General features: G+C 55.8%; 9 protein-coding genes. 2 read left to right on the top strand and 7 right to left on the bottom strand.

From position 1 onward, the window contains the following. Positions 1 to 41 precede the first annotated feature (41 nt). On the bottom strand, positions 42 to 2279 hold the full coding sequence (rlmKL, locus tag RZA33_RS07005; RefSeq protein WP_317507137.1) for a bifunctional 23S rRNA (guanine(2069)-N(7))-methyltransferase RlmK/23S rRNA (guanine(2445)-N(2))-methyltransferase RlmL: 2238 nt from the start codon (positions 2277 to 2279) through the stop codon (positions 42 to 44). 408 nt (positions 2280 to 2687) lie between these two features. On the opposite strand from rlmKL, the gene rmf reads away from it, so the two are divergent. Beyond that, complete coding sequence (rmf, locus tag RZA33_RS07000; protein ID WP_317507136.1) at positions 2688 to 2897, top strand: ribosome modulation factor; 210 nt, start codon at positions 2688 to 2690, stop codon at positions 2895 to 2897. Between the two features lie 35 nt (positions 2898 to 2932). On the opposite strand, the gene RZA33_RS06995 is transcribed toward rmf, so the two are convergent. From RZA33_RS06995 to RZA33_RS06975, 5 genes are all read right to left on the bottom strand, one after another. Next, a complete protein-coding gene (locus RZA33_RS06995) occupies positions 2933 to 3994 on the bottom strand; it encodes a quinone-dependent dihydroorotate dehydrogenase (protein WP_317507135.1) in 1062 nt (353 codons plus the stop codon). A gap of 146 nt (positions 3995 to 4140) precedes the next feature. Then, complete coding sequence (locus tag RZA33_RS06990) at positions 4141 to 8964, bottom strand: NAD-glutamate dehydrogenase (RefSeq protein ID WP_317507134.1); 4824 nt, start codon at positions 8962 to 8964, stop codon at positions 4141 to 4143. Between the two features lie 182 nt (positions 8965 to 9146). Beyond that, positions 9147 to 10256, bottom strand: a complete 1110-nt coding sequence (trmA, locus tag RZA33_RS06985) for a tRNA (uridine(54)-C5)-methyltransferase TrmA (RefSeq protein WP_317507133.1) — start codon at positions 10254 to 10256, stop codon at positions 9147 to 9149. Positions 10257 to 10279: 23 nt separating this feature from the next. Continuing rightward, positions 10280 to 11083, bottom strand: coding sequence for a glutamate racemase (murI, locus tag RZA33_RS06980; protein ID WP_317507132.1), 804 nt, complete (start codon positions 11081 to 11083; stop codon positions 10280 to 10282). Positions 11084 to 11163: 80 nt separating this feature from the next. Next, a complete protein-coding gene (locus tag RZA33_RS06975) occupies positions 11164 to 11709 on the bottom strand; it encodes a hemerythrin domain-containing protein (protein ID WP_317507131.1) in 546 nt (181 codons plus the stop codon). A gap of 284 nt (positions 11710 to 11993) precedes the next feature. Here RZA33_RS06975 and RZA33_RS06970 point away from each other — a divergent pair, with 284 nt between their 5' ends. Next, on the top strand, positions 11994 to 13328 hold the full coding sequence (locus RZA33_RS06970; protein WP_317507130.1) for a replication-associated recombination protein A: 1335 nt from the start codon (positions 11994 to 11996) through the stop codon (positions 13326 to 13328). A gap of 42 nt (positions 13329 to 13370) precedes the next feature. Here RZA33_RS06970 and lolA read toward each other — a convergent pair whose 3' ends face one another. Then, a complete protein-coding gene (gene lolA, locus RZA33_RS06965) occupies positions 13371 to 14021 on the bottom strand; it encodes an outer membrane lipoprotein chaperone LolA (RefSeq protein ID WP_317507129.1) in 651 nt (216 codons plus the stop codon). Positions 14022 to 14042: the final 21 nt, after the last annotated feature.

The following is a 14042-nucleotide window of genomic DNA, read 5'->3' as shown; positions in this document are numbered from 1 at the left end:
TACTAGCTTTCTTCATACTAGCTTTTTTCATACTAACTCTCTTATGACACCTTATGACGAAGTAGGAATACGTGGTGTAAGTTGGTGCGCCGTTGGAAATCGGGGTCGAAACTGCGCCCGGTGATGTCCTCTACCGCGTAGCGCTCGCTGAGTGCCTCATCGAGTTTAAAGCGCCGCTGATTATTAGAAAATACCAAGGTGCCACCGGGTGCCAAGCGCGCCATGGCCAGCTCCACAAGCCGCGGGTGATCACGCTGCACGTCGAGCGTGTCGCGCATTTTCTTGGAGTTAGAGAACGTCGGCGGATCCATAAAGATCAGGTCAAACTCGGCGTTGGCGGTTTCCAGCCAGCGGAAACAGTCGTCGCGAACCACACGATGCAATCGTGTATCGAGCTTATTCAGCGCAAAATTGTCCTTGGCCCACTCCAGGTAGGTGTTGGACATATCCACACTCACGCTATCGCTGGCGCCGCTTAATGCTGCCTGCACCGTTGCCGTGGCGGTGTAACAGAACAGGTTTAAAAAGCGCTTGCCATTGGCCATTTCGCCAATCATGCGCCGTACAGGGCGGTGGTCAAGAAACAGCCCGGTGTCGAGATAGTCGCGCAGATTCACCCATAGCCGTGCTTCGCCTTCCTGCACCTCAAACCGCTCACCGCTGGCAGCACGCTTCTGGTATTGGGCGCTACCGGTTTGGCGCTCGCGGCGTTTGATATAGATCTTACTGGCGTCAACGTTAAGCGCCTCGGGCATGACTTCCAGGGCATCGTACAAGCGCTTTTGCGCTTGGGCCGGGTTGATCGAACTGGGCGCCGCGTACTCTTGCACGTGTACACGGTCACCGTAGCGATCCACCGCCAAAGCGTACTCGGGCATATCGGCGTCATACACGCGATAGCTGGTTTCGCCGCTCTGCTTTAGCCATTTTTTCAAGCGCTTCTGATTTTTGATCAGCCGATTGGCAAACATCTGGGCATTGTCTTGGTTTTTGTGAGCGGCTTGCTCTTCACTAGCCTCTTCACTAGGCGTCGCCTCTGCACCGCTCTCGCTCTGAACGGGCTTTGTTTCGCTAGCGACAGGCGGATGCTCGGCGCCACCAACCTCCATAAGCAGCAGCTTGGCATCCAAGGCACCGTTTTTAAGCGCGTACTGTTTGTGCGCACGCATCCCCAGCCGGTGGCCTAAGTCCGGGTTGCCGGTAAACACTGCCAGGGTCCAACCGGGGAACAGCGCTTTAGCTTTATCACCCAGCTGGGCGTAGAGACGCACCAGCTCAGGCAATTCACCCAGGCGCTCGCCGTAAGGCGGGTTGGTGATCAGCAGGCCCCTCTCAGCGGTGAGCGTTTCTGGCCGGGTAAGCTGGCCTAAGCTCTGTCCGTGAAGGCTAATCAACGCAGGAATACCCGCCCGCATGGCATTGGATTTCGCCGCAGTGAGTGCCGCCGGACTCTGATCGAAGCCTAATAGCTGAACCTTGCAGCGTTTTCTACCGATCGACGCGCGCGCTTCGGCTTCACGCTTCTGTTCACGCCACGCGGCATCATCGTGTCCTGCCCAGCCGTGAAAACCGAAACGTTCACGGTTCAGGTTCGGTGCCTGATCGGCGGCCATCATGGCGGCTTCGATCAGCAGCGTGCCTGCACCGCAAAGTGGGTCAATCAACGGCTCACCTGCCTTGAGGCGCTCGGGCCAGCCTGCGCGCACCAATAGGGCTGCCGCCAAATTCTCTTTTAGCGGTGCATGACCTACATCCCGGCGATACCCCCGGCGGTGCAGGCTTTCACCAGAGAGATCCAGGCCGATGGTTAAGTTCATCCGGTGCAAGTGGGCGTAGATACGCAGATGCGGGGTTTTAGTATCCACGTTAGGGCGTTCCTGCCCGGCCAGCTGCAGTGCATCGACCACGCCGTCTTTAACGGTCTGCGCGCCAAAGCGGGTATGGCGAATATGTTCACTGCGTCCGTGAAAATCCACCGCCAGCGTATTGCCCGGCGCCAAGTGTTGGGACCACGCGATACGCACGACTACATCACGCACCTGCTCGGCGGTGTCGATCATCGACTCGCGCACCAGGGTTAAAATAACCCGATTGGCCAATCGCGACCACAAGCAGACGCGATAGGCGGTCGCTTGGTTGGCGGTAAAATACACACCGGCCACAGTTGTCTTGCCCGGCGTGGCACCCAGCGCTATGAGTTCATCGTGGAGCAGGCCTTCTATGCCTTTAGGGCAGGTGGCTAGCAGGTTTAAAACGGTATTTTGGTTCGACTCGATCATGATAATAGCGGCGCGTAAAGGCGCGAAATTCCTGTATATAACAAATGAGTTTACGTTTTATGACAATTTGGTAGTCGACAGATGACCCCATCATGGTCTAACAATAAGAGAGTAGCTACTGAAAAACGCATGCGTTGCCAGTCTGAGTTCTAAAAGGATGCGTTCCTAAAGCAGACCTTCGACTGGTAAGAGATCACCGCTCGACCCGTTCAGCTCGTGAGTGCTAGACAACTACGTCGATGCGGGGCCTCGCTCTTGAAGCAAGCTCTCGGAATAGTTGTGTTTTCGAGCCTATTGGGTGCTAATTTAATTAACACCTACCTATTTTGACACTAAGGCTTCGACAACATCCTATTTCTTATCAAAGGCTTTTGTGAAAAAAAGACTTTCGAGAAAAGAGGTTAGCCAATGAAACGACAAAAACGTGACCGCTTCCAGCGTGCTTATGTTCACGGCTACAAAGCGGGTCTGACGGGTCGCTCCCGGGATGACTGCCCGAGTCAAGATATCAATTTACGCGAATACTGGATGAGCGGTTGGCGTGAAGGCCGCGGTGACCAATGGGATGGAATGACCGGCATTTCCGGCATCCACAAAAATCCCTTAGTCACGGCCTAACGTTTTATTTTTCAAGGCTGTAAAAAAGAAAGATTTTAAGTGAGCCCACCTTCGTGTGGGCTTTTTAGCGGCTGGCGTTCCAGTGGCTGGGACGCCAGCGCGCTGGCGCATTCGCCTACCAGCCTCGGGCCTTGATAAATCAGGCCTGAATAGAGCTGTACTAAATCTGCACCTGCGGCAATTTTAGCCTGGGCGGCAGCCACGCTATCGATACCGCCAACGCCGATAATCGGCAGCGTGGGCAAGTGTTCACGCAGTTGGCGAATCACCCGATTAGACGCTTCAAACACCGGCTTTCCTGACAGCCCACCGGCCTCCTCTGCCTGAGGATCGCCCTGCACCGCCTCACGGGAAACCGTCGTGTTGGTGGCAATCACACCATCCAGGACGTTGCGCTCGATACTTCCCGCCATCAGGGCGACTTCTTCAGCACTCATATCCGGGGCGATCTTAATCAGCAGCGGCACGTTGCGGCCCGCTTGGGCATTGAGTTCTGTGGCACGTGCCCGAATAGGGCCCAGCAACGCATCCAGCTGTTCGCCGAACTGCAAAGTACGCAGCCCCGGGGTATTCGGGGAGGAGACATTAACGGCAATGTAATCCGCGTAGGGGTGCACGGCGTCTAAACAGACCAGGTAGTCATCCAGCGCCTGCTCGACCGGGGTGGTGAGGTTCTTACCAATATTGATGCCCACAATGCCGCGGTAGTGGCGCTGCTTAACCTGCTGGATAAGATGCGCCACGCCTTTGTTGTTAAAGCCAAAGCGGTTGATGATCGCCTCATGCTGCGCTAAGCGAAACAGCCGGGGCTTGGGGTTGCCCGGCTGTGGCTTAGGCGTCACCGTGCCCACTTCGATAAAGCCAAACCCCAGCGCGCCCAGAGCATCCAGATGGTCAGCGTTCTTATCCAACCCGGCGGCGAGCCCAACGCGATTGGAAAACCGCAGCCCCATCAGCTCAACAGGCGCATCGACTGGCTTGCCAAATAGCCGCGCCACCCCACCGACACGATACAGCGCATCCAACGCGCCCAGCGCCATACCGTGAGACTTTTCAGGATCAACGCGAAAAAACAGCGAGCGAGCGAGGTTGTACATGGCGATTCTCTTAAAGCGAGGTCAAAACGGACGCGGAGTTGAAAACGACCGCCAGTATAACGCAATAAAGCGCGCCCTGGTGGAGAACCCAAGGCACGCTTTAAACAAAGAGACACGCTTTAATAAAGCGAGCTAACTAGGCAGGTTTACGCTTCGCCATCGCTCTCAGCGAGGTCCACCAGCTCGCGTACCGCAACGGCGAAGAGCGCAAAGCCGCCTTCACTACCACCACGCACCTCTTCAATCAGACGACACCAGCGGCTATGCAGGTCGGCATGCTGATCCAACCACTGCGCTACCCGCTCCTCGGTATCACGGCTACCGGTATCAAGCTTCAAGACGCTTATCGTCAGGGCTAGCTGCTGGCGCTCAATATCGTCGCGGAAAGTCTCACGGGCCTGAGCTTGCCAGCCGTCACGCACTTCGAGCTGGTTGACCTGCTGAATCATCCACGGTAGCTCTAAGCGATTGCCAATCTCGTACAGCACCTCTGCCACCCGCTGAGGTTTTTCATTGATCAGCCGCGCCGCTTGGATAATCCCAAGCCCGGCGTAGAGACTCGATGATGCCGCGACAGTGGATGCCAAGGCTTCCGGCACACCCGCTTCCAACAGCTCGTCGCGCCGGGTATTCCAGGCGCTCAACTCCTCACCACTGAGCAGCTCACCAATGCCTTCTTGCAGTTGCGCCAAGCGTGGAGCGAAATACACGATAGTATCTTGGGTTGAAAGCCCCAGGTGCTGACGCACAAACCAGCGCGTGGCGCGACGTATCAGGCGCATCAGATCGAGCATCATCGAGTACTGAACGCGGTTGGGCACCTGATTGTCCAGGGCCTCAATTTGCGCCCACAGACCCGGCAAGTTGAAGCTATCCCGTGCCACGATATAGGCGCGGGCAATGTCAGCGCGCCCGACACCGGTGGAGTCCATTAAGCGGCGGACAAACACGATGCCCATGTGGTCGACCAGGTCGTTGGCGACTTGGGTGGCGACAATTTCACGCTTTAGCCGGTGCTCGTACATCTCGTCTTTGAAGCGCTCAACCAGCACCGAGGGGAACAACCGCTCTAAATGACGATGAATATACGGGTCGTCCGGCACCTCAGAGGTAATCAAATCGCCCTTCAAGGTGCTCTTGGCGTAGGAGATCAGCACCGACAGCTCCGGCAGGCGCATCCCTTGAGCGTTACTGGCGCGCTCTCTCAGCACTTCATCGGTGGGCAAAAACTCCAGCTCGCGATCAATTTGCCCAACGGCCTCTAGCTCGCTGATAAAGCGGCGATAAGGGCCTAGCGATTGGTTAGAGAGAATAGCCGACAGATCCAGCGCCTGGCTTTGGCGGTAGTTATCCAAAATGACCAGCTCTGAGACTTCGTCGGTCATTTCCGCCAATAGCTGGTTGCGCTGCTTGTCGGTCATATCGCCGCGCTTGACCACTTCATCAATCAGAATTTTGATATTGACCTCATGGTCGGAGCAGTTGACGCCGCCCGCGTTGTCAATAAAGTCGGTATACACTCGCACGCCCTTGGCGGCGGCTTCCATACGCCCGCGCTGGGTTAAGCCGAGATTACCGCCCTCGCCGACCACACGGCAGTTTAAGTCATTGCCGTTAATGCGCAGAGTGTCGTTGGCTTTGTCGCCCACATCAGCGTCGGTTTCGTCAGAACCTTTGACGTAGGTGCCGATACCACCGTTCCAGATCAGGTCAACCTTGGATTTGAGCATCGCGCGGATAAGTTCGTTGGGCGAAAGACGCTCTTCAACGATCCCGAATACCTGCTGCATTTCCGGTGTGATGGTGATCGATTTTGCGCTGCGGCTAAAGATACCGCCACCCGCAGAGATCAGTTCCTGACTGTAATCTTCCCAACTGGAGCGTTGCAGCGCAAACAGCCGTTTACGCTCGGCAAAGGCTGCCTCGGCATCTGGGTTGGGGTCAACAAAGATGTGTAGGTGGTTGAAAGCACCCACCAGTTGAATCTTGTCAGAGAGCAGCATGCCGTTACCAAACACATCGCCGGCCATATCGCCGATGCCTAGCACGCTGAACGGATCGCGCTGGGTATCCACATCAAGATTTTTAAAGTGCCGCTTAACCGACTCCCAGGCGCCGCGCGCGGTGATGCCCATTTTCTTATGGTCGTAACCGTTGGCACCGCCAGAGGCAAACGCATCGCCTAGCCAGTGGCCGTACTCCAGGGAGATAGCGTTGGCAATATCCGAGAAAGTAGCAGTGCCTTTGTCGGCCGCTACGACCAGGTACGCGTCGTCCTCATCGTGGCGCACAACGTTTTCCGGCGGCACCACCTCGCTTCCCACCAGATTATCGGTCACGTCGAGCAGCGCACGGATAAAGATTTGGTAGCAGGCGATGCCCTCTTTCTGGAGGACGTCACGGCTGGCATTGTCCGGCATGCGTTTACAGACAAAACCGCCTTTGGCGCCGACCGGGACGATTACCGCGTTCTTCACCTGCTGCGCTTTCACCAGCCCCAATACTTCCGTGCGATAATCTTCAAAGCGGTCAGACCAGCGCAGCCCACCACGGGCGACTTTGCCACCGCGCAGGTGCACACCTTCGATCCGTGGCGAGCAGACAAAAATCTCAAACATCGGCCGCGGCTTGGGCATGCCGGTCACTTTGGAGGGCTCAAGCTTGTAGGCGATATAGTCTTTAAAGCGTCCGTCTTCGGCAAGCTGGTAATAGTTGGTGCGCAGCGTAGCAAGAATCAGTTCCATAAAGCGGCGCAGTAACTGGTCGTCGTTAAGGCTGGCAACGCCTTCTAACTGCTCATTTAAGCTTGCAATACAATCATCGGTGGCGTGGCTCTGCTGGTCAGGATCAAAGCGCAGGCTAAACAGCGCCACCAACTCACGGGTAATGGCCGGATAGTTGGTCAGCGTGGACGCGATATAGTTCTGAGACATGCCGAAGCGGATCTGTTTTAAATAGCGAGCATAGCCGCGCAGCATCGCCACTTCACGCCAGTCCAGCCCTGCCCCGATAATCAGCCGGTTAAAGGCGTCATTGTCAGCTTCGCCGGCCCAAATGCGCTTAAAAGCTTCGCTAAACACGTCGCGCATATCGCCCAGACTGACATCCGCCCCGCTGTGTTCGAGTTCAAAATCGTGAATCCAGTAGCGCTGCTCAGGCGCGCTGATATCGTAGGGACGCTCGCCAATCACACGCAGGCCAAGGTTTTCCATCATCGGCAACACATCGGAAAGCGGGATCTGCGATTCGCGATGAAACAGCTTCAGGTTAACGCCGCCACCCTGCTCTTCTAACGACCGATACAGCGACAGCGAGAGGTCGTTCTCGCTGTCCAGTGTTAGCAGGTGCTGAACGTCGAACACCGCGGTGCGCGCAGAGAAGTCTTCCCGGTAGCTCGCCGAAAACGCCTCACGAAACTGATCCATCAGCAAATTCGCGCGTTCTTCGCCGAAGCCTTCGATCATGGCGTTATGCAATTCGTCCCGCCAGCTACGCGCCAACTTCGCTACTTTGCTTTCCAGGCGTTTAAGGTCGTAGTCGCTAGGCGCATCGCCGTTAAAGCGCAGAATCAATTGAATACGCGCCAGCACCGACTCGGACAAGTAGGTATTGAAATCACCAAAGTGTGCGTCTAGTTCATCGCACAGCACGTTTTGAATCCGCTGACGCAGATCCGTAGAGAACACGTCGCGGGGAACAAACACCAAGCAGGAGTAAAACTTGCCGCTGACATCAGCACGAATAAACAGCCGCACCTGGCGGCGCTCGCGGATATTGAGAATGCCCAGCGCGGTGCTAGCCAGTGATTCGGTCTCAATCTGAAACAAATCATCGCGGGGGTAAACTTCCAGAATCTGTAACAGCTGCTTGCCGTTATGTCCCTGTGGATTAAACCCGGCGATATCCATCACCGCCTTTAGCTTGCGGCGCAGCAGTGGAATATTACGCGGCGACTCGTTGTACACCGTCGCGGTGAACAAGCCGAAGAAGCGCCGCTCGCCGATGACCATGCCGTCGTCGTCGTAGCGATCAACGGTAATGTAATCAGGGTAGGTAGGACGATGCACCCGCGAGTGATGGGCGCTCTTGGCAAACGACAGCAGTTGCGGCACCAGCACGTAAGCGTTTTCCTCTCCGACACCTTCTTCGGTGCGAATACGCTCACAATAGCGTGGTTGATCCAAACGAAAGACACCCAGCACACTGTCAGCATCGCGCCTTAACTCGCCCTCTTCGAGCAGGTATTCGTCGTAACCCAGGAAAGTGAAGTTGTCTTTGAGCAGCCATTCGAGGAAGGCAATCGCCTCTTCGTGGTCGTCGGGGTCGATCTGTGGCGGACAGTTTTTTTCCAGCTCTTGGATCGACTCGGTGATTTTCGCGCACATGGCGTCGTAATCGACCACGGCGGTGCGCACATCGCGAAGCACGTCATTTAGATTGCTTTCGATTTTCTCAAGCAACGCCTCGTCGGTGTGACGGTCTACTTCAACCACCATCAGGGATTCGCGCGTTTCAGGCGCCCGTTCTTCTTGCGGAGAGGCTAGCGATTGCAGCTGATGATGGTCGTCGCGATTAACTGCCAGCACAGCATTTTGAATGGCATGCACCGTCAAGCCACGCCGATTGAGTTCGATACGTACTGAGTCGACCAGAAACGGCATGTCCTCATGCAGCACCGCCACGAAGGTATGTGTCGACTGCCAGCCGTGTTCTTCAAAATCTGGGTTAAATACCCTTACCTTGGGTTGCTGCGGATCGTGGTGCTGCAAAAACTGCCAAATTGACAGCGTTGCGCCGTATAGGTCGTCCAGACGACGATCTATCAGGTCTTCTACCGGCACGGTGGCATAAAAGTGTCGGGCAAAGGCAATCACCGCCGCCGCGCGAGCGGGATCTAGTCGCGCATTTAGCCGTTCCTGCAACTGTTTTAAAAGATCTTGCCGACTCTCTTCAATCGCAACATAGTGCATCCATCACCTCGACTGCCTAGGCCGTTACGCGGCCAAAAAACGAAGGACAATAGGCCTTTAGGCCAATATTCTAAGCCTCAAGCTTACGCTACCTATCGCCATGTCCCTAATCACTTAACAAGTTGTTCATGGCGCATACCGTTTACGCATTAGGCCGCATTAAGCATGAGGCCATGTGCTTATTAAACCGTGCGCCGCTTTAATAGCACCCCACACTCACAGTGGTCGGTAAACGGAAACTGATCAAACAGCGCAAAGCGTTCAATCCGATGAGTATTGGTCAGTATGGTTAAGTTTTCAGCTAACGTAGCCGGATTGCATGAAATATACACGATCTGAGCGTATTCGCTGAGTTGCTCACAGCTCTGCGCGTCTAAACCGGCACGGGGCGGATCGACCAGCACGGTGGAAAAACCGTACTCTTCCAACGCCATTTCTGCCACGCGACGCCCGGCTTTTTCGCCCTTTAACGCTAGCGAGAACTCCTCTGCTGACATGCGACCAATCTGCGCGTTGGTGACCCCGTTGGCTTCCAGGTTAATGTTGGCACTGGCCACCGAGGTACGGGAGATTTCTGTTGCCAGCACGCGGCGGAAGTTGTCCGCCAGGGCAATGGTAAAATTGCCGTTGCCGCAGTAAAGCTCAACCAGATCCTCCTGCTGATGACCGGCGGTCACTTCCCGTGCCCAGCTGAGCATTTTCTGGCAGATATGCGCATTGGGCTGGGTAAAGCTGTTTTCGACCTGTTGGTAGTGCAGCGTGCAGCCATCGACTTCTAATCGCTCCCATACGTGGTCGCGGGTAAGTACGATGCGCTGCTTACGGGAACGGCCAATCACCATAATGCCCAACGCGGCCTCAAGAGCGCGGGCTTCGCGTTCCCACTCCTCGCCTAAGGGACGGTGGTAGATCAGTGTTACCAACGCCTCGCCCGAGAGCGTGGTTAAAAACTCTACCTGAAACAGCCGCCGACGCAGTTCATCAGAGCGAAGGCAGGCCTCGCGCAGCTGCGGCATTAGCTGATTGATGCGTTCGCTGGCTACCGCATATTGATCTAACCGAACCACCCGCTTATTTTTGGGGTTATCAGGGTCTACCTCGAACATGGCGTAATAAAGATCATCCTCTTCGTGCCATAAACGAAACTCGCATCGCTGACGGTAGTAACCCGGCGGTGATTCAAACACCTCTAACGCAGGTGGCTGGAAAGAGGCAAACATGGTTTCCAGATAGTCGCGTTTAGCGGCTAGCTGTTCGGCATAACGCTCAGGTTCTACGACGGGGATAGACAAGGCTACTCCTCTTAACAATTCGATCAGACGTGGTTCATATTCAGTAACTGGGGTGGCGCAAAGCCATAGCGAGCTAAACCAGCGGTCAGGATGGTAGCGGGCGCGGTGGTAAAGCAGCGGCCATCCTGCTGTTCGCTATTAAGCTCATCAACCACCTGCGCCACCCGGCGCGCAATCGCATCGCCGGAATCGACCCAATAAAGCGGCCCGGGGGCAAGTTGCGCCAGCCAGGGTTTAAGCAGCGGAAAATGGGTGCAGCCCAGCACCACAGTGTCCATTGCTGAGTTAGCGGGTGAAGCGGCGGCGGCACGCCACAGCGGCGCCAATGAGTTCTGCATGCGTTGGCTGTCAGGGGCGATACCTGCTAGCCACGCTTCTGCCTCGACCACCAGGGCATCGGCAGCCACACGGGTGATCACACAGTCGCTGGCAAAGCTATCAATCAAGCGCTGGGTATAGGGCCGCCCCACCGTGGCTGTGGTGGCGAGCAAGCCAATATGGCGTGTCTGGCTAATCACTGCGGCGGGTTTGATAGCGGGCACAGTGCCCACTACAGGTATGGCCAACTGCTGACGCAAACTGTCTAATGCCAGGGTACTCGCCGTATTGCAGGCGACTACCAACACACTAGGCTGGCAGGCGTCGACAGCGGCTTGGCAGACAGCCACGATACGTAACGCAAGCGTCGCATCATCGCGCAGGCCGTAGGGCAGCCAAGCGTTATCGCAGGCGTAGCACAGGGCTGCATCAGGGTAATGTTGACGCAGCGATTGCGCCACGGATAGGCCGCCGACACCGGAATCAAAAATTAATACGGGGCCTTTCATGACTCTGCCTGTGAAAAAAACGGAGTGGCTAGTTTAGCATGCTCCGTTGTTTTATCGATTGCCGACAGGTCAGCCGCTAGCTAAACCGTGGGCACGTCGGCCCCGCGCAGCTCAGCATAGAGCTCAGGGTAGGCTTGCTGGAGTCGCTCCAGCTCCTGCTCAGCGCCTTCGGGCAGGGCTTGACGTAGCTCTTCCATATCGTCTTGGCTAAAGTGTTTATCAATCAGCGGGAATAGCTCTTCGCGTTCACGGCGTAGGTAGGCCCGATGCGCCTCAAGATAGGCTTTCAGGTCATCGGTAAAACGATCCATCGGTAGGACGTTATCCATCAGGATCATATCGATGTCGTTGGCAAGACGCTGTAAGCGTGGCTTTAATTCTTGATACTCCTTGGCCATCTGCTCGGTGAGCTCAATATGCTCCGGCGCCTTTGCTTGCAGCCGTTCAACGCAGATGCGCTCAAGCGGCGTCGCAAATCTTTCCATATAGGTCAAAATATAGTCGGCTACTTCGCGCATCAGCTGGAAATTGGGTCGCTCGCCAAGGGCGAGGGTTTTCTGCTTAAGCTGAAGCACGTGGAGCATTCTCGCCATGTTGGCATGATCTAAACGCAGTTGGTTTAACATTGAAGCGTCTCCTTTGTTGTGTCATGCCTACCGTCGTGCCTTGCGGGCTAAGGGCATGCGATCATAAGCGCGTGTAATCAGTGCATATTGTCACTAGGGCATAGCTTACCCAGAACGTGCCTTATGTAACCGACGTTATTATCAACAATGCCTCTATAGCGTTATCCTAGCAAGCGTATCTTTGTGGAGAGTTACGCCAAAAGGTAGTTCGCCAAGGTACGGTTTACCATCAACACTTGTGGGTACATTGTTGCTCAACGTCTCGATTTACAACGGAAGCTTACATGGACCTTTTTGATAGCGCCCAGTCGATACCTGCAGACGATGCCCCGCTAGCCTTTCGTATGCGACCCCGCCATTTGGACGATTATGTGGGTCAGCAGGCGCTGGTGGGGCCAGATAAACCGCTACGCCGCATGGCGGAATCAGGCGTCGTGCGCTCAATGATTCTATGGGGGCCGCCGGGCGTTGGCAAAACCACCCTAGCGGAGCTATTGGCGCGGGCCTCCCAGGCTCATCTGGAGCATCTTAGTGCAGTGATGGCCGGGGTAAAAGAGCTTCGTGCCGTGGTTGACCGTGCTCAACAAATGTCGTCAACGGTTATTCTCTTTTTAGATGAGATTCATCGTCTTAACAAGAGCCAGCAGGACGCTTTATTGCCCCACGTCGAGTCCGGCCTGTTGACGCTAATAGGCGCCACCACGGAAAACCCGTCGTTTGAGGTAAACTCGGCGTTGCTCTCTCGGGCGCGGGTTTACGTGCTCAAATCGCTCACCCAGGAGGAGCTGATCACGGTGATGCGCCAGGCTCTCAGCGACGTTGAGCGGGGGCTGGGCAAGCGTCATATCAGCGTTGATGACGAGGTATTATACGCACTAGCCCACGCCAGTGCGGGCGATGCACGGCGGGCGCTGGGGTTACTGGAAACCGCCTGCGATTTTGCCACCCAGGAAGCCGGCCGCGAAGTGCTGCATAAAGAGGTGCTCGCCGATGTGATCGGCCATCAGGCCAGCGCCTTTGATAAACAGGGCGATGCCTATTACGACCTGCTTTCGGCGATTCATAAATCGATACGCTCCTCCCGCCCTAATGCCGCGCTGCTGTATATGGCGCGCTTTATGCAGGGCGGTGGCGACCCGTTGGACGTGGTGCGCCGATTGACCGCTATTGCTTCTGAGGATGTGGGTAACGCCGACCCACGCGCGCTGCCGCTGGTGATTGCCGCCTGGGATGCATACTTGCGCTTGGGTGATTACGAAGGCCAGCGTGCAATTGCCCATGCGGCGATTCATTTGGCCGTAGCGCCCAAAAGCAACCGTATTGACCGCGCCTGGAGTGAGGCCAAGCAGTACGTACGCCAGCAACCCCAGGTTGAGGTGCCGACTTACCTACGCAACGCACCCACTAAGCTGATGGAGCAGCTGGGCCATGGTGAAGGGTATCGCTATGCGCACAGCGAGCCAGACGGCTATCCGGCGGGTAGCGCCCACGACTGCTGGCCTGAAGAGCTGCCTAAAGCGACGTTCTTTAAGCCGAGTGCATTGGGTCAGGAAAAACGCTTTGCGGAAATCATGGCGTGGCGGGAAAATCTCGACCAGGAAGCCGATCAGGCGCCCTAAGGCGCCTGATGGTTCACTCTACTGTTGGCTTACCGTGCTTATTTACATCCCTTCGCGAATAACATCGGTGCCTTCGGGAATTTCGAAATCAAACATGTCCGTGGCAATATCGCCATTGAGGGTAATATTGCTAAAGGTAATCGAGGTGCGCTGCCCGGTACTGTCCATCATCCAAAGCTCGCTTAACGTTTCGCCTTCAAATACCATGCTCAATTCTTCAAACAGCGTATCGGCAGAGATAGGTACCAGGGTAAAAACGTCCTCCTCACCGTTCGGCTCATGGAAAACCTCATAGTTTTGGGTTAATTCGTCGACGCTTCCCGACAGCAATAACGCCGGGGTATGGGTGACACGGTCATCCATCTCTTGAACGGTGACTTGTTCAAGGTCGGGATCGTACATATACACATCGTCGCCGTCGGAAACCACGGTTTGAGAATACGGCGCGTCCACTTCCCACCGCAGCATACCGGGGCGCGCAAGCCACATTTCACCGCGTGCGCTTTGTAAGCGATCGCCGCTGCCGTCTAAAATCTGCTGCTCAAAAGCGGCTTGGTAGCTTTCTAACGGCTCCAAACGCTCGGTCAAGCGTTGGGCGGCGTCATCAGCCCAGGCGGGGGCGCCGAAAGTTAAACCCAAGGCGCTGGCGGCGAGTGCCAGTGGTGACGTTCGTGGTGTTTGCGTATCGCGCATAAAATCTCCCTAAGCAACCGT

This window comes from Halovibrio sp. HP20-59 (assembly GCF_033052795.2).
Classification (GTDB): domain Bacteria; phylum Pseudomonadota; class Gammaproteobacteria; order Pseudomonadales; family Halomonadaceae; genus Vreelandella.
Note: the sequence above shows the minus strand (reverse complement) of the source record. Positions and strands in the feature narration are given on the sequence as shown.